Source organism: Pseudomonas sp. NFX224 (assembly GCF_048565165.1).
Lineage (GTDB): Bacteria > Pseudomonadota > Gammaproteobacteria > Pseudomonadales > Pseudomonadaceae > Aquipseudomonas.
This window is the reverse complement of sequence record NZ_CP183416.1, coordinates 828,756-845,842: the sequence shown is the minus strand read 5'-3', so window position 1 is coordinate 845,842 and position 17,087 is coordinate 828,756. Positions and strand designations below refer to the sequence as shown.

The 17,087-nt window shown below is 57.2% G+C and carries 15 protein-coding genes; 13 read left to right on the top strand and 2 right to left on the bottom strand.

Annotation, left to right across the window (positions count from 1 at the left end):
• The first annotated feature begins 11 nt into the window (after positions 1-11).
• From ACNYC6_RS03690 to ACNYC6_RS03660, 7 genes are read left to right on the top strand one after another with little or no spacing between them, the layout of a single operon-like run.
• Positions 12-2,240 carry a polysaccharide biosynthesis tyrosine autokinase gene (locus tag ACNYC6_RS03690; protein ID WP_419711133.1) on the top strand — a complete coding sequence of 743 codons (2,229 nt, stop codon included), beginning with the start codon at positions 12-14 and terminating at the stop codon, positions 2,238-2,240.
• A 40-nt stretch (positions 2,241-2,280) separates the two neighbouring features.
• The gene (locus ACNYC6_RS03685) at positions 2,281-3,363 is read left to right on the top strand and encodes a glycosyltransferase family 4 protein (RefSeq protein WP_419711132.1); all 1,083 of its coding nucleotides are present in this window, start codon (positions 2,281-2,283) and stop codon (positions 3,361-3,363) included.
• A gap of 14 nt (positions 3,364-3,377) precedes the next feature.
• On the top strand, positions 3,378-4,490 hold the full coding sequence (locus ACNYC6_RS03680) for a polysaccharide pyruvyl transferase family protein (RefSeq protein ID WP_419711131.1): 1,113 nt from the start codon (positions 3,378-3,380) through the stop codon (positions 4,488-4,490).
• The gene (locus ACNYC6_RS03675) at positions 4,487-5,716 is read left to right on the top strand and encodes a polysaccharide biosynthesis C-terminal domain-containing protein (protein ID WP_419711130.1); all 1,230 of its coding nucleotides are present in this window, start codon (positions 4,487-4,489) and stop codon (positions 5,714-5,716) included. The genes ACNYC6_RS03680 and ACNYC6_RS03675 overlap by 4 nt, the downstream gene beginning before the upstream one ends.
• Complete coding sequence (locus ACNYC6_RS03670; RefSeq protein WP_419711129.1) at positions 5,707-6,810, top strand: hypothetical protein; 1,104 nt, start codon at positions 5,707-5,709, stop codon at positions 6,808-6,810. Before ACNYC6_RS03675 ends, ACNYC6_RS03670 begins: the two co-directional genes overlap by 10 nt.
• A 12-nt stretch (positions 6,811-6,822) precedes the next feature.
• Positions 6,823-7,863 carry an acyltransferase family protein gene (locus ACNYC6_RS03665; protein ID WP_419711128.1) on the top strand — a complete coding sequence of 347 codons (1,041 nt, stop codon included), beginning with the start codon at positions 6,823-6,825 and terminating at the stop codon, positions 7,861-7,863.
• Positions 7,864-7,887: 24 nt separating this feature from the next.
• Complete coding sequence (locus ACNYC6_RS03660) at positions 7,888-9,012, top strand: SGNH/GDSL hydrolase family protein (RefSeq protein ID WP_419711127.1); 1,125 nt, start codon at positions 7,888-7,890, stop codon at positions 9,010-9,012.
• On the opposite strand, the gene ACNYC6_RS03655 is transcribed toward ACNYC6_RS03660, so the two are convergent.
• Both ACNYC6_RS03655 and galU read right to left on the bottom strand, forming a co-directional pair.
• Positions 9,006-9,422: a mannose-1-phosphate guanylyltransferase gene (locus ACNYC6_RS03655; RefSeq protein WP_419711126.1), complete on the bottom strand. Its 417-nt coding sequence runs from the start codon at positions 9,420-9,422 to the stop codon at positions 9,006-9,008. The genes ACNYC6_RS03660 and ACNYC6_RS03655 overlap by 7 nt on opposite strands.
• Positions 9,423-9,469: 47 nt before the next feature.
• A complete protein-coding gene (gene galU / locus ACNYC6_RS03650; protein WP_419711125.1) occupies positions 9,470-10,303 on the bottom strand; it encodes a UTP--glucose-1-phosphate uridylyltransferase GalU in 834 nt (277 codons plus the stop codon).
• A gap of 321 nt (positions 10,304-10,624) precedes the next feature.
• On the opposite strand from galU, the gene galE reads away from it, so the two are divergent.
• The 6 genes from galE (at position 10,625) to ACNYC6_RS03620 (ending at position 16,857) form a co-directional block, all read left to right on the top strand.
• On the top strand, positions 10,625-11,641 hold the full coding sequence (gene galE / locus ACNYC6_RS03645; RefSeq protein WP_419711124.1) for a UDP-glucose 4-epimerase GalE: 1,017 nt from the start codon (positions 10,625-10,627) through the stop codon (positions 11,639-11,641).
• 262 nt (positions 11,642-11,903) lie between these two features.
• Positions 11,904-12,146: a hypothetical protein gene (locus ACNYC6_RS03640; protein ID WP_419711123.1), complete on the top strand. Its 243-nt coding sequence runs from the start codon at positions 11,904-11,906 to the stop codon at positions 12,144-12,146.
• Between the two features lie 139 nt (positions 12,147-12,285).
• Positions 12,286-13,341, top strand: coding sequence for a polysaccharide biosynthesis/export family protein (locus ACNYC6_RS03635; RefSeq protein WP_419711122.1), 1,056 nt, complete (start codon positions 12,286-12,288; stop codon positions 13,339-13,341).
• 14 nt (positions 13,342-13,355) lie between these two features.
• The gene (locus tag ACNYC6_RS03630; RefSeq protein ID WP_419711121.1) at positions 13,356-14,021 is read left to right on the top strand and encodes a YjbF family lipoprotein; all 666 of its coding nucleotides are present in this window, start codon (positions 13,356-13,358) and stop codon (positions 14,019-14,021) included.
• Positions 14,018-14,782, top strand: coding sequence for a capsule biosynthesis GfcC family protein (locus ACNYC6_RS03625; RefSeq protein WP_419711120.1), 765 nt, complete (start codon positions 14,018-14,020; stop codon positions 14,780-14,782). The genes ACNYC6_RS03630 and ACNYC6_RS03625 overlap by 4 nt, the downstream gene beginning before the upstream one ends.
• Positions 14,779-16,857 (top strand): YjbH domain-containing protein, encoded by a 2,079-nt coding sequence (locus tag ACNYC6_RS03620; RefSeq protein WP_419711119.1) that lies wholly within the window; start codon positions 14,779-14,781, stop codon positions 16,855-16,857. Before ACNYC6_RS03625 ends, ACNYC6_RS03620 begins: the two co-directional genes overlap by 4 nt.
• Positions 16,858-17,087: the final 230 nt, after the last annotated feature.

Genomic DNA, 17,087 nt, shown 5'->3' with positions numbered 1-17,087 from the left:
AGAACAGACTTATGCAGTTACCGTCAGTAATCGGCACCCGTGACAACGATCAAGACAGTATTGATCTTCTCGGCATATTTGGCAGTTTGATTGACCAGAAATGGTTGATCGGCGCGCTCACCGGTGCCTTCATGGTCACCGGCGTTGCCTATGCGGTTTTGGCGACCCCGGTGTACCTGGCGAACGCGCTGGTGCAGGTCGAACCGAAGAAGAACGACATGCTCGGGTTTTCCGACCTCAACAGCATGCTCGGTGGGCAATCACCTTCGGTGACCGAAATCGGCATCATCAAGTCGCGCGCGGTGATCGGCAAAACCGTCGATGACCTGCGCCTTGATATCGATGTCACCCCCAACACCTTCCCGGTCATTGGCGGTTTTCTCGCCCGGCGTTATCGCGGTGAGACCGAGTTCAGTGTTGCGCCACCGCGCCTGGGCCTGAATAGCTACGCCTGGGGCGGTGAGCGGCTGGAGATCAGCCGGCTCAATGTGCCAAAAGAGCTGTTGGGTAAGAAGCTCACGCTGGTTGCCGGCGAACAGCATCGATTCCGGTTGTTCGATGAAAACGACAACGTGCTGGCTGAAGGCGTCGCGGGCGAAGCGTTCAAACAGGGCGATGCAGAGGGGTTGGTTGCTCAGTTGTCGGCAAATCCGGGCACCCGCTTCGAAGTGGTGCGCAACCCACGGATCGTGACTATCCAGAGTTATCAGGATGCGCTGGATATTTCCGAGCAAGGCAAGGAATCGGGGATCATCCGTTTGGCCCTGGCCAGTTCCGATGCGGCCGAGGCGGTGAGAATCCTCAACAAAATCGCTGCGTTGTATGTGCAGCAGAACGTGCAACGCACCTCGGCGGAAGCGGCGCAGAGTCTGGAATTCCTGCAAGGCCAGTTACCACAGGTCAAACGCGATCTGGCCAAGGCCAGTGATGCGCTCAACGGCTATCAAACCCGTGGCAAGACGGTCAACATTTCCCTCGAAACCCAGTCGGTGCTGGAACAGGTTGTCAGCCTGGACACGCGAATCTCCGAGCTGAAAATGCAACAGGCGGAGCTCGACCGCAAGTTCACCAGGCAGCACCCGGCGTATCGCGCGTTGATGACGCAACTCGGCGAGCTGACCCAGCAACAAAAAGCGCTTGAGAGCAAGGCGCAGGACCTGCCTGCCACGCAACAGGAATTGCTCAACCTGACCCGCGATGTGGAAGTGGCGTCGCAGATCTACACACAACTGCTGAACAAATCTCAGGAGCTGGACATCGTCCGCGCTGGCGCCGTGGGTAACGTGCGCTTGATCGACACCGCGGATGTCGACCTGACCAGCCCGGTCAAACCGAAAAAAGCCCTGATCGTACTGATTACCACGTTCCTCGGTGCCTTTTTCGGGGTGGCGCTGGTATTGCTGCGCAAATCCCTGAGTCGCGGACTGGAAGGACCGGAAGCCATCGAGCAACTCGGTTTGCCGGTGTACGCGTCGATTCCCTACAGCGCCTTGCAACAGGAAGAGGACAGCAAAAAAGGTCGCGCCCGGGACGGCGTGGACAAACCCGCCTACCTGCTGGCATTGCGTAACCCGACGGATCTGTCCATCGAGTCGATCCGCAGCTTACGTACCTGTCTGCACTTTGCCGGGCTCGACTCGACCAACAACCGCATCATGATTTCCGGCCCGAGCCCGCAAGTCGGCAAGACGTTCGTTTCTTCCAACCTCGCAGCGGTCATGGCGCAAAGCGGCCAGCGCGTGGTGCTGATCGATGCCGACATGCGCAAAGGCCATCTGCACAAAACCCTGAACACGCCGATTACCAACGGTTTGTCGGACCTACTGGTCAAGCGCTGCAGCATCGAGCAGGCCATCAACAGAGTCGAAGTCGACAACTTGCATTTCATCAGTCGTGGCCAGGTTCCGCCCAATCCTTCCGAGCTGTTGATGCACGCCAACTTCCGCGAACTGCTGGCACAACTCAGCGAGATGTACGACCTGGTGATCATCGATACGCCACCGCTGCTGGCCGTGACTGACGCAGCGATTGTTGGTCGTGAAGCGGGCATCAGCCTGATTGTCACGCGCTTCGGGGTGAACCCGGCCAAAGAGATCGAACTGACGATTCGCCGTTTCACCCAGAACGGCATCGAGTTGAAAGGCGCGGTGTTCAATTGCGTCGAAAAGCGCGCGGCCAGTTATTACGGCAACGGCGGCTATGGCTATTACAACTACGAATACGCGTCCGATAGATCCTGAGTTTCAGCGATTGTCCTTTCATATGTGAAGTGGGTGAGATGTGAAAAAAATACTGCACGTGGCAGAGACGATCAAAGGTGGCGTCGCGACTGTTATCCGTACGATTTCGGCTTCTCCTGAAGGCGACTCGGCGAACTATGAGTGGGTGTATCTGGTTCCGGATGATCAGGCAAAAGAGCTACACGGCATCGGCGAGCAACAAATCCGAACCTTCGCCCGGACCGGGCGCAATGTACCGTCACTGTTGCGTTTCGCCTGGCGCCTGAGCCAAGTGATGCTCAAGGAAAAGCCCGATGTCGTGCATTTGCACAGCACCTTTTCCGGGGTGATCGGCCGTTGCGTGTGCGTGCTTTTGCGACCTTGGCGCAAGCCGAAAATCGTCTATTGCCCGCACGCGTTTTCGTTCCTGATGGAAAGCTCGCCGATCAAGCAGAAGGTCTATGCATGGATCGAGCGGGTGCTGCAGAAAGTCACCGATGTGATCATTTGCGTCAGCCAGTACGAGCTCGACAAAGCCGCACGGTTTGGTATTCAGCGCAAGCGCATGAAGCTCATCTACAACGGTATTCATCACAAGGCTGATGCGCCGAAGCCCCCCAGCGCGGAGCCGATTCATTTGCTCTTCGTCGGCCGTCTCGACTACCAGAAAGGCTTCGATGTGTTGCTCAAGGCTTTTGCCAATGTGCAGCGCAGCGATCTGAAACTCACGGTGGTCGGTAGTGCGGTCAATGAGGATTCGGTCGAGTGCCCGCCAATGGACGCCGTGGAGTATTTGCCATGGGTCACGCCGACTGAAGTGCAGGCGCTGTATCAAAAAGCGGATGCATTGATCGTCCCGAGTCGCTGGGAAGGTTTCGCCATGGTGCCCTTGGAAGGCATGGCCATGGGGTTGCCGGTGATCGCCAGCAATTGCACGTCGCTGCCTGAATTGGTCACCGACGAGGTGTCCGGTTATGTCTTCCCCTCCGGTGATCACCAGGCACTGACTGACGTACTGAAGAAAATCCAGAAATCGCGCCTGCTCGACCTCGGCAACGAAGGCCGCAGCATCGTCCGCGAGCGTTTCAGCGCCGCGTTGATGATTCGCCAGACCTACGATCTGTATCGCGCTCCCACTTATTAAGTAGAACTCAGCTTATGAACGTAACGATTTTGCATGGCTACAGTGCGTCGAACTCCGGTGACGGTCTGCTCGTCGATCTGGCCATTGCCCTGGTACAGCGCAATTTTGGTGACGACACTTCGATCAGTGTCGTGGCATCCGATCCAGACTCTTTCAGCTACTTGCCACACCCGCGTTTTGACGCGCCGGTGATGGCGGCCAAAGGGCTGGGCCGGGTCAAGCAAGCGGTGTTTCTCAATCAGTCTTACGCGGGCCTGGCTGACCTGTTGAAGAAAACCGATCTGATCGTCGGCGTCGGTGGCGGCTACATGCGCTCCAAAAGTGCCTTTGAACACATCAAGCTGAAACTGGGGCACGCCAAGCAACTGGAAACGGCGATCCTCAGCAAAGTGCCGTCGGTGTACCTGCCGCAAAGCATCGGACCGTTCCACGGTGAGAGCGGTAAAATCGTCGAGCATTACGCCAGTGCCGACGCGGTGTTCGTGCGTGACAATCGCTCCTCGGCGATTTTCGATGCCTGCGAAAATGTCTTCCGCGCGCCGGATCTGGCAGTGCAGTCATTGGCCAGCAAAATCCTCCAGCAACCCAAGTTCACCCGCTGCGCCTCGTCGCCGGCCACGGTGTGCGTGGTGCTGCGCAAGCCACCGGAGTGGAGCAAGGAAAAGAAGGTCGCCTACGTCGCCAACCTGAAGCTGCTCCTGCAACGCCTGAAGAACAAAAGCAAAGTGGTGTGTGCCGTGCAGAGTGCCGTACGCGGCAACGATGACGGCGCGTTCTATCGCGAGTTGGGTATCACCGAAGACTTGCTGCCGTTGAAAGCGACACTGGCCAAGTATCAACCCGACCTGGTGATTTCCGTTCGCCTGCACGGCGCCATCGAGTCGCTGCTGTCCGGTGTTCCGGCGTACCACATCAGCTACGAGCGCAAAGGCTTCGGCGCCTATCAGGACATGGGCGTGGAAGACTGGGTGATCAATGGCGGCGACATCAATGTCGACACCATCATCAACACGGTTTACGCACCGGATGCGCTGTCGAATTTCGGCAAACGCCTGACCGACACCTGTCGCGAGATCGAGGCAAAAACCGTGGCCATGGACGACATCATCAAAGGTATCGTTCGATGATATTTCGGCTGTTGCTTCGCGGCGGGGCATTGGGCGCGAAGTTTTTGCTGGTGTTGGCCATCACCCATTACCTGGGTTATGAGGCGTTGGGTTTTTACGGTGTGGTGGTCGCGGCTTCGTTGATTGCGTCGAAGTTCTACAGCGTCGGTTTCAGTTCCGAGATCAATCGGCTGATCAGCGTTAGCGGCAGTTCGCGCCGGGTTGTCGATAGAGTCCTGCTGCTGTATCTGGCCGTGGGGCTGCTGTTGTCGGTGGTGACGGTACTGGTGTACTCGCTTTTCCAGGCTGTCGAAGCGACGACTGCGCTGATCCTCTGCGTGACGTTGGTCTTGCTCACTGAGCACCTGTCATTCGAAATCAACTCATTCGTGTTTTCCGCGCAGAAAGCCACGGCGGGTGCGCTGTTATTTTTCATCAAGACCGGCCTCTGGGCGGTGTTGGCGGTGGGCGGGATGATGCTCGGCTGGGTGTCGGGAATCGCCAGCGTGTTGTGGCTTTGGGTCGCGGCCAACGTGCTGGTGATCGTCGCCGGTTACTTGATAGTGGTGAGCGTGCACAAAGGCCGGGTCAGTGGGACGCTGGCCACGGCAACCGTGTGGAAAGCCGGGTTGCCGTTCTATCTCGGTACCGGGCTGATCGCCTTGAGTCAGTACGCCGAGCGCTTTCTGATCATTGATCTGGAACCTTACGCCAGCCTCGGTAAATACGTCTACGCGTGGTCGGCGGCCAACACCTTGCAAGCGTTGTCCTACGCAGTGGTAGCGGTGGTCGGTATCCCCGTGCTCGCCAAGCGTTTTCAGGCTGATCAACAGCCTTTTACGGTCCGGCAGTTGTTCGTCAACAAATGGGTCATGCGCTCGCTGGTGGTGTCGGCCGCAGTGGCGGTGCTCATTTATCTGTTCTTCAACGTGGTGCTCGATTACGTCGGTGCGGCGGTCCCGCGACCGGACAATGCAATCCTCGGTGTGCTGATTTTCTCCTTTGCATTGCGCGCCATTGGCGACATCGTCTGGGGCGGTTTGATTGCCTCGAAAAACAGTCGGGTGTCTTTGGCAAGCGCGTTCATTTGCTTGCTGGTTTCAGTGCCGGTCAGCTATCTCCTGATCAAGCACTACTCCATTTACGGCGCAGCCTGGGGCAACGTTTTTGCAATCATTGTGCAGCTTGGGGTAATTGCCGTGCTGACCCGTGTGACCCGGCCGAAAGGGGCGCTGGCATGGGGTTGAAGCTGCCATGCATCGAGTTTCGCGGCAAGAAACTCGACTCGTCGATTTCGTTCCTGATTCTGTTCACCGGGTTGTTTCTGTCGGTGGCCATGCCGCTGTTGATTCCCCGTGATCCTGGTCCGGACGCCATGACCTTGTGGTCGTCCTACGCCCGTGCCGACAACTGCAATTTCTGGAACCCGTTCTCGCCGGATCGCTCTTCCTATGAGTGCTCGGCGTTCCTGCTGCTGCCCACCGGGATCAACTTGACCAACGCCTGGGCCTACGGCATGTTCTGCAATTTTTTCCTCACGGCGATTCCGGTGGTGGTCTTTCGGCGCATGCCGCTGGCGATTTTCGGCACGCTGTGTCTGTGGGGCATCGTGCGCTCGTTTTTCCTGGAAAACCTGACCAAGGAAATCATTGTGTCGGTGGCGGTATTGAGCATTTTGCTCAGCTCGCTGACGCGCAAATATCGCGGCGGTTTTTTCCTCTCTGCGGTGATCTACGGCGTGCTGATCCGACCCTACTGGATTCTGTTTTCACTGTCCTGGGTCGGCGTCTGCGTGATGAAAAAGTATGTCTCGCGCTTCACCTTTTTCCTGATGCTGTTTTTGTTTTACCTGGCGGTCGCCATGGCGATCCAGGTGGCGCTCGGGTTTCCGGTGTCGTCGATTCGCGCCAGCAACAACGAATTGCGCACGGCAGGCGAGGAGGGGTCCAAATCGTTGATCGTCTCGTGGCTCAGCGGCAGCGACTTCGTCTCGCAAGCGCTGGACTCGATGATCATCTTCTTCCGGTTGTCGTTCCCGGTGGAGCTGATTTTACTGTCGGGGCCGGGGCAGGTGGTCTTCGTCGCGTTGATGATCATGACCGCGTTGCTGCTGTTCAAAGTCATCACCTCGACCGATTACAAAGGTGCGCCGATCCAGACCAAACCCAAGGAACTGATCGCGATTCCGTTGGCGTTTCTGCTGGTTCAAGGCCTGTTCGAGCCGGACTTTGGTTCCTTCGCCCGGCACTTCTCGATGGTGGTGCCCGTGTTGTTCGTGGGCCTGGGATTGATGCTGCGGGCAAACAAACCGGTGCAGGTTGAATCAAGAATTCTGAATTGAGGTTTGCGGTTTATGTCGAGCAAGAAAAAGTCGCTGGAGATCGAAACCCTGCGCGGCCTGGCGTGCCTGCTGCTGGTGCTCTATCACGTGATCGGCCCGCTGGGCGGCGGCTTGAAGATAGACCTGGGCTCGCCGTTCCGGGTGATCGCCGACTCGATGGTGTATGTGCGCATGCCGCTGTTCACCTTCATTTCGGGCTACATCTATTCCATCTACAAAATCCGTGGCAATGACTTTTCGACGTTCTTCAGCGGCAAGGTCCGGCGGCTGATCGTGCCGCTGTTTTGCGTCGGTGTGCCGTTCTCTGTGTTGCAGGCGGTGGGCCCGGGGGTCAACAAGGATGTCAGTGTCTTTGATGCACTGTTGTCGTTCTGGGTGCCGGTCAACCACTTCTGGTTTTTGCAGGCGGTGTTCATCATCTTCATGTTCGTCGGCCTGCTGGAGTGGCGTGGTTTGCTGCGCTCGGCGTCGCGCCTGTATCTGCTGTTTGCCTTTGCGGCGGTGGTGTTTGTGCTGCCACCGTTTAAAGTCGATGCGTTTGGCATCAACGGCGCGATCTACCTGCTGCCGTTTTTTGTGGCTGGGATGATTGGCCAGGAAAATGTCGATGTATTGAAGCAACGGTTCAAGGTGATCGGGCCGCTGGTGTTTGTCCTGATCTCGCTGACGCTGCTGTATGTGGCCGCGGTGGATCGTGAGTTGATCGTCGACCGTCGCAGCCTGATCGGTTTGACCGTGGGCTGCGTGTCTTGCATTGCGCTACTGTCGAGTGACATGCGCTCGAAGGCCCTGACCTGGCTCGGTGGCTACTCCTATGCGATCTTCCTATTCCATGTGCTGTTCGCCGCCACGTCGCGGTTTGTACTGGGGCGTTTGGGTGTGAAGGACGAAAGTCTTCTGGTGCTGGGTGGCTTGCTGTGCGGTTTGCTGGGACCGGTGGTGTTATCGATGATTTTCAGCCGATTCAACTTCACCTCCGTGCTGTTCCTGGGGGAGCGTGCGGCAGTCAAAAAGCCCTCGGCGAACGTGACCACGGTGCCGCAAGCTCGATGACGTCCCGGATAAAGGAAGCGATGCATGTTTGCAGTTGATGACGTCCAGCCTGGGGCGGCTTCGGTGATCGAAGTCGGCGACGCTCGCGAACGGTTTGGCCAATGGCGCGAAGGTAAGGCAGGGAAGGTCCTGGCCATCTCGGTGATCGGCGACAGCTACAGCGCCGGCCAGGATTTCTATCTGAATAAACTCGTGCAGCGAGTGGCCACCGAGGCGGGTTTTGCCGGTCCGGGCTACGTTGGTTTCAACCACGGCGCGGCGCTTGGCGGGACGCATTTCAAATACACCCGTAGCAGTGAAAAGTACTTCGGCGGCGACTGGCAGCTATCCGGCCTTGGCCAAGCCAGCCCCGACAGCCGTACCGTCACGGGGCGACCAGGCGCATGGCTGGAAATAGATGCCAGCCCGACAGCAGCCATTGATACCGCCGTCAGCCAGGCGAAATTGCTCTACCTCGGCAATGGCGAAACCAATGAGGTTCGCTACCGTTGGGCATTCTCAGACGCTTGGCGGTCATTGACGCTGACAGGCTCAGGGGTTCAGGAAGTGTCGCTGCCTGGCGCATCGGCAAGCAAAGACTGGGCGTTGCGCCTGGAAGTGGTGAAGGGTACGCCCACGCTCTTCGGCCTGTGGATGAGCAACGATCAGGGCGGTGTGCGGGTGTCCAAACTGGCGGCATCCGGCGCCGCGTCCGCAGACTTCTATCACAGCGATGATCGCTGGCAGGCGCAGTGGAAGGCCGTGGTATCGAAGATTCCTGCCGACATTTACCTGATCATGCTGGGTGGCAACGATCAGGGCTTTGGCGTGAAACCCGAGCAGTACCTGAAGAATGTCCAGGGGCTGGTGCGGATGGTGCACGAGATTCAGCCGGCGGCGAGCATCAACCTGATCCTGCGTCAGGACACCACGCGTTCCAGTGCTTACCCGATGTCGGCTTATGCGCAGGTGCTGGAGCCGTGGGCTCGCCAGGAACACCACGGTTACGCCAATCTGCAGTGTGCGTTCGGTAGCGACGTCAAACGCTACGCCGCCACGATGATCGGCCCGGACAAGATTCATCCGGTGCCGGCCACGGGTGGGCGGGTGATTGCCGATTACTTCTATCGCTGGATGGCGGGCGGGCAACAGGCCGCCTGCGCCTACTGACCAGCTGTCTCGAAGTGCTCGAGATGAGCGAGCAATTCTGCCGTTTTGAGCGGCATCAATTGCGTTGCACAACGGGTTTCTACATTGATGATGATGGCCGGGTCGTTGCAGCAAATGCGCACCCGGAATCGCCAGTCGCTGAAAATCACTTTCAGGCCGTCGCGGTCATCCATTTCCAGCGCCTGGCCGCGATAAAGCCGTTTCAGGTGAGCGAGGAGGGGATAGGGGTCGAGCATCGGCCGGCGGATGTCTCCCGAAGAGGGAAACATACCGATCCGTTCCACCAATAGAGTGGGGCCGAGCCAGGACTCGTTGGCGCTCGGCAACCGCTGATGTCGCGATAGCGAGGACATCACCCCGAGGTTGCCCACCTCCATTTCAATGTATGCCGAGAGTTTTGCAATGTTCATGGTTGGCCTGCCTGAATGAAGAGTGGGCGTTGGGAGTGTGAGCCGTCTCAGAGACCCTTGAGGTACACGTTGTCGTAACAAAAGTTGGTGGCTTCGAGATAACCTTCTGCACCGCCGCAATCGAAACGCATGCCTTTGAATTTGTAGGCCAGCACGCAGCCGTTCTGCGCTTGTTTCATCAGGGCGTCGGTGATCTGGATCTCGCCACCTTTGCCAGGTTGGGTGTCGGCGATCAGGTCAAAGATGTCCGGCGTCAAGATGTACCGGCCGATGATCGCGAGGTTGGACGGGGCATCTTGCGGGTTGGGTTTTTCCACCATGTTGTTGACGCGGTAGATGCCTTCCGAGATCAGTTCGCCGGCGATCACGCCGTACTTGTGAGTCTGATCACGAGGGACTTCCTGGATAGCCACGATCGAGCAGCGGAATTTTTTGTAGAGCTGGATCATCTGCGCCAGCACGCCGTCGCCTTGGAGGTTCAGGCACAGGTCGTCGGCCAGTACCACGGCAAACGGTTCGTCACCGATCAAGGGACGGCCACTGAGAATGGCGTGCCCGAGGCCTTTCATTTCGACCTGGCGGGTGTAGGCAAACGTGCAGGTTTCGATCAGCTCCCGGGTGCCTGCGAGAAACTTTTCCTTCTCTGTGCCGCGAATCTGGTGCTCCAGTTCATAACTGATATCGAAATGGTCTTCCAGTGCACGCTTGCCCCGACCGGTAACAATTGCCATGTGCTGAAGGCCGGCGTCCCGTGCCTCTTCAACACCGTATTGGATCAAGGGTTTGTTGACGATCGGGAGCATTTCCTTGGGCATGGCTTTTGTCGCTGGCAGAAAACGCGTGCCGTAGCCAGCGGCAGGGAACAAACATTTACGAATCATGGATATATCCTGAAAGTTATTATTCACAGTCACGAACAGTCGCTAGGGAGAGTGGTCGTGAGTGTCGAAGTATTGCAGTACTTGTGCTTTAACACATTAAATGTTTGTGCGGTCGAAATTATTGGCTGTTATAAATGGGGTGAATGTTATTGGTTGTCTGGGTTTGTTTTGATTGGTTAATATTGGTCGGTATCTGTTCGTGGCTCGGTGTTTGGTGAAGTGTTAATAAGTGCAAGGTTTCGGCGCGCTTGAGTATGAGTTCTTATTAAGGCGCCTGATACACGTTATTTAATACTCCAAATACCTTGTATGGGCCACTCCATGAAAATTCTGGTAACGGGTGGAACCGGTTATATCGGTTCGCACACAACGCTTGCACTGCTTGAAGCGGGTTTTGAAGTGGTTGTGCTGGACAACTTCAGCAACAGCTCGGACGCCGCATTGCATGCGGTGGAAGCCATCTGCGGAAAAACCGCGCTGATGATTCATGGCGATGTCTGTGACCGAGCATTGCTGGACCGGATTTTTCAAGAGCATGCCATTGATGCTGTCCTGCATTTCGCCGGACTCAAGGCTGTTGGAGAAAGTACGCGCAAGCCGCTCGAGTATTACCAGGTCAACGTCAGCGGTAGCATTACGCTGTGCCAGGCGATGGCCGCGGCTGGAGTCTTTCGACTGGTGTTCAGTTCATCGGCGACGGTTTACGGCGCGCCTGAGCAGATGCCGATCCGTGAAGACTTCCCTACGGGTACGCCCACCAATCCTTATGGGCAATCGAAGCTGATCATTGAAAACGTCTTGCAGGACCTGTGTGCGGCAGAACCGCGTTGGAGTATTGCGCTGCTGCGCTATTTCAACCCGATCGGGGCTCATCCCAGCGGGCTGATGGGGGAGGATCCCCGCGGCATTCCGAACAACCTGGTGCCTTACATCAGCCAGGTGGCCGTCGGCAGCCTGCAAGAACTGTCGATTTTTGGTGACGATTACCCAACGGTCGATGGCACCGGCGTGCGCGATTACATCCACGTTGTGGATTTGGCCGACGGTCATCTTAAAGCGTTGCAGGCGATTTCTGGGCGTACCGGCATCAATACCTGGAATCTGGGCACGGGAGACGGTTACAGCGTTTTGCAGGTGCTGCGGGCGTTTGAACAGGCGTCGGGTCGCCCGGTGCCTTATCGCGTGATGCCGCGACGTTCGGGCGATATTGCGGAGTGTTGGGCCGATTCATCCAAGGCTGCGCAGGAGTTGGGCTGGAAGGCTACGCGGGATCTGCAGCAGATGATGATCGATACCTGGCGTTGGCAATCGAGTCATCCGGCGGGATATCAGGGCTAAGACTTCTTCAGCAACGATTCACACGTAGTTATCGCCTCAATTGTTATATCCGAATCCGATGTTAAAGATCGTCGGAAAAATTGACTGGTCATGCGTTGGACAAGCCCGTAGATATAAACACTGCCGTTCGACGTGTGTCAGTCATGCGGTGTTGGCGACGAATAACGGATTCGATTCGACACCCTGCGGCTTGATCATGTTCTGAAATTAACTGAGCACCTGGTATCAATCCAAAGAATCGAGCACCAGGGAGGAATTTGATATGAAAAGAATGATGGTAGTAGCCTTATTGTCCTTGACGAGCAGTTGGACATTTGCCGCAGAAGAACCGCTCACGACGGACACTGCTGTTGTGGGTAGCGTGACGGCCACGGAGGTCGTCCTAGCGGGTACAGCCTTGGTTGCGGCTGCGGTTGCAGCATCCAACAGTGGCGGAAGCTCCAATGGTGGCACCGGAACTACCGGAACCACTGGCACTACCGGGACCACCGGTACCAGTAACTGATAAATTCCGCAGGTTTAATTCAAGGTTGCCCGGTCAAAGCCGGGTGATCTTTTTTTGGTTTGCCCTTGACTAGCGTAGTGCCATTATGAATCGCAGTTTTACTTTTTTAATGCTGGCAAGTATTGCTTTGCAAGGCTGCATGTTTTCTCCAGGTCAACATCTGAGCACCAGTGATATTACTCGCGAGGGCTCCAGTGAAAGCAGCCGGGTCGAACTGATCCCGATTACCCCCAAACTCATCGCCATGGAAAGAGCCATCCCCAAGCGTGAGTCATTGTCCCCGGAACTGTTGAAGGCTCCCGGCGAGTACCTCATCGGTAACAACGATGTGTTGTACATCACGGTGTGGGATCACCCCGAGCTCACGGCCCCTTCCGGAGCGCAGCAGCAGATCGACGCGAACGGCCGTCTGGTACGTTCCGATGGCACGTTGTATTACCCCTACATCAAAGAAATCCAGGCCGCCGGCAAGACCATCCAGCAACTGCGATCCGATATTGCCGAAAGGTTGTCGACGTTCATTTCCGATCCGCAAGTGGATGTCGCCGTGTTGCGCTTCGCCAGCCAGAAAGTCGTGGTGTCGGGTGCCGTATTGAAGGCCGGTCCGCAGCCCATTTCCACCAATCCACTCACGGTTGTCGAAGCCTTGGGTTCCGCCGGCATTGACCCGCTCAACGCGGATTTGTCCGGGTTGCTGTTAACGCGCAACGGGCGGGTCTATGCGCTCGATCTCGACGCGCTCAACCAACCGGACTCAGAGTTGCAGAAGGTCTACCTCCGGGGCGGTGACCAGTTGTACCTGCCGTACAACGACAACAAAAAGATTTATGTGATGGGGGAGGTCAACCAGCCGCGTGCGTTGACGTTCAAGACCCGGACCATGAATTTGTCCGACGTCATCGGCTCGGTGGGCGGACTGAATCAGACGACTTCGAACGGCAACGCGGTGTACGTCATCAGGGGTGTCGAAAACCTCGATGTCGAACCGGCGAAAATCTTTCAGCTACAAGCTGAATCTCCTACCGCCATGGCCCTCGCCACGCATTTCGATGTTCATCCCAAGGACATTGTTTACGTTGGGCCTGCCAACGTCACTCGCTGGAATCGCTTCATCAGTCAATTGGTGCCATCGGCTTCGATTATCGGCATTGGCGCAGCCGCGCAAAACAACATGAGCGAAGCCAACAACCGATAAGGTCTGGTCTAACTGTGAGAACGTTGAATGTTAGCGTCTGCTTGATGGCGGCGTTGCTGTTGTGTGGATGCAATCCCCTGATGACGGCCACGATGACCAACCTGAAAGGGGCGGTCAGCGGGCCCGACGAACTGGACGTGACACCGGACCAGGTGGCTGCGATCCGGTATCCCCAGATCAAGTTGAGCACCCCTTCCGGCGAAGGTGTGTTGGCAATGGTGCGCCAGAGAGGCGATTTGCAGTATTGGGTCGCCTCCGGCAAGCAAGTGCTGTTACTGCGCGACGGGCTTGCGGTGCGCAGCGTCGGCCTTGGCTTGGGGGGCGACCTGGACGGCACTCGTTTTGCTGCCGTTTCACCCTTCAAACAGGGGCTCCACCGTTTGCCAGATGGCTACAGCAGCCAGCGCTTTATCGATCTTTATCAAGGCTATGAAACGGGTGTGGTGTTGAACAGCCGCTTTACGCGCCAGCCCATGGAAACCATCAGGATTCTGGACAAGGAATACGCTTTGCTGCGTGTCGATGAGCATATTGATGCACCGGCTATTGGCCTGCACGCGACCAATCATTACTGGGTCAATCCGGACAACGGCTGCATCCTGCAGAGTGAGCAGCAGCTGACTAAACAACTGCGGGTGAAGATCGTTCGGTTAACCGCTGAGCGTGAGGTTGTCCGTTGAAGTTTTCCGCCGTGTTATGGACGAGCCTGCTGTTGATTAGCAGCAGTGTGAGCGTGGCAGCGGTTTCCGTCAGTGGTGATGTGCGCAACCCGGGGGCGGTTGATCTGCCATCCGGGGCGCGCGTACTGGACGTGATCCGCTCCGTGCAACCCAATCCTGAAAGCTACTGGTTGGCCGCCGCCTGGCTACGCCAGCCATTGCTCGACGAGCAGACTCGGCTCAAGGCAGGTGTCCTGTTCGATTTGAAGGTGCTGCAACGAACCGCTTTGCTCTTCGAGCAAACCCAACGGGCTGCATTGGCGTTGCGGTTGTACGAGCAAGTCAGCCGCATGCCGGTCACGGGACGCCAGGTTGCCATTCTGGACCCGGTCGCGATCGAGGTCGGGTTCGCGCGCAACTTTCGCCTCGATGACGGCGACAGCCTGCTCTATCCGTCGCGACTCAGTGCGGTCGAGGTATTGGGCGCAGTGGCAGGACCGTGCCGGCTCGAACATCGCGCGATGCAACAGGCGCGGGAATACCTGCAGTCGTGTGCACCGCTGGCCGACGCGGATACCGATTACCTCTGGCTCATTCAGCCCGATGGCGTCACCCGACGTGTCGGTATTGCGCCTTGGAATCGCGAGAGCGGCCAAGTCCCTGCCGCTGGCAGCAAAATCCTGGTTCCCGTCAGAACCGATGATCTAAATCCGCCCATACCTGAACTGAATCAGCAGTTGGCTGAATTTCTTGCCACACAACTGGCTGAGGTGGTTCCTTGAGTTTACGTTTTGCAGCCGTGTTGTTATTGCCCTGTGGTCTGGCGCACGCCGAGCCACGCTTTACTCAAAATGATTTCGGCGGAGTGGGCCTGTTGCAGACTCCGACGGCGCGGATGGCCCCTGCGGGCGAGTTGAGCGTGAATGCCAGTCGCACAGACCCGTACAGCCGCTACAGCATTTCTCTGCAGCCATTCGATTGGCTCGAAGGCTCGTTTCGTTACACCGCGATCACCAATCGCAAGTACGGCCCCGAGTCGCTCAGCGGCGACCAGAGCTATAAAGACAAGGCCGTGGACGTCAAGGTACGTCTGTGGCAAGAAAGCCACTGGGCTCCAGAGCTGGCGTTGGGTTTCCGTGACGTGGGGGGGACCGGTCTGTTCTCCAGCGAATTCCTGGTTGCCAACAAACGCTACGACGACTTCGATTTCAGCGCCGGCGTGGCCTGGGGTTACCTGGGCAACCGGGGAGATTTCGATAATCCGGCCGGTTGGGTCGCCGATCGTTTCAAGACCCGGCCAGACAGCGACGGAACCGGTGACGTCAATACCAATGCCTATTTTCGCGGACGACCCTCACTGTTTGGTGGCGTGAGCTACCAGACTCCGTGGGACCCGCTCAGCCTCAAAGTCGAGTATGAAGGCAACGATTACAAGAATGAGCCAAAGGACAATCAGATCAAGCAGGACTCGCCGATCAACATCGGTGCGGTTTTCAAGCTGACTGATTCAGTGGACCTCAGCGCAGGTTGGGAGCGCGGCAACACCGCGATGTTCGGCATCACGTTGCACACCAACTTCGTCAGCCGCAAGGCGCCGGCCAAGACCTACGACCCACCGGCAGAACGCCTTCCCGCACAGGCTCCCGCTACCGCGCCGGACCAGGTCAACTGGGCCGATGTATCCCGTCGCTTGCAGAAAAATGCTGGCTACAAAGTCGAGCGCATCACCCAGCGTGGCCCGGAGTTGTTTGTATACGGCGAGCAGACGAATTATTTCCACTCGGCAAAAGCCGTCGGCCGCGCCAGCCGGATTCTGGACAACAGCGTCAACGACGACATCGACTGGTTCACTTTGGTGAACAAGCGCTACGACATGCCTTTGGAAGAAACCAGCGTGCCGCGCCAGACGTTTCGCGAAGTGATTAACAATGAGGAACCGCTGCAAAGTCTGCACCGCGCGACGGAAGTCAATGCCGCGATGCCGCACACGGAAACGACGCTATACACGCAGGCGCGCGATCCGTTCAACTATGGCATCGGGTTGGGCTACAAACAGAACATCGGTGGTCCTGACGGGTTGCTCTATCAATTGACCGCGGATGCGGATGCCGAGTATCGCTTCACGTGCAATACCTGGTGGAGCGGCCTGCTCAGTGTCAATCTGGTGAACAACTACGACCACTTTACCTACGACGCACCCAGTGGTTTGCCGCGAGTGCGCACTGACCTGCGCGAGTACCTGACGACGTCCGACGTGACCATGCCGACCTTCCAGTTAAACCATGCCAAACAGCTGGATAAGGATTTGTATGGGATGGTTTACGGCGGTTATCTGGAGTCGATGTTTGCCGGTGTCGGTGGAGAAGTGTTGTTCCGTCCGGCGGGGCAGCGTTGGTCTGTCGGTGCGGACCTGAATTTTGTTCGCCAACGCAATTTTGACCAGGGTTTCGGCCTGCGTGACTACTCGACTGTTACTGGCCACGTCACAGGCTATACCGACCTGCCTTTCGATACCCAGGCGGCTGTTAGCGTCGGACGTTATCTGGCGCGGGACTGGGGGGGCACGGTCGACCTTTCACGGGAGTTCGCCAATGGTGTGCGATTTGGCGCCTGGGTCACACTGACCACCGCGACCAGCGCGGAGTACGGCGAGGGCAGTTTCGACAAGGGTATTTACATGTCCATTCCGTTCGACGAGATGATGAACATGTCGACCATGCGGCGTGCCAACATCGTCTGGTCGCCATTGACCCGGGATGGTGGTGCGAGGCTCAATCGCAGTTACTCGTTGAAGGCGATGACCGACAGCCGTGACAGTGACCTGTTCTATCGTAACTTCGAGAAAATCACTGAGTGACCACAGGCGATCTACAGGGCGACAAGCGCTGTAGATCGCTTCACGTTCTACCGCAAGGGTGCGTGTGTAGGTGGTGGTACCGTGAGCAGCCAACAACGCAGCGTTTGTTGCGATTCACACCCCTTGGAACACCCTTCGATCGACTGCGCCCGGAGCTGACATGAGCTCCGGGGTGTTTTGACGTGTCAGGTCGATGAGGGACAGAACCCGAATCCCGCCCATGAAAAAGG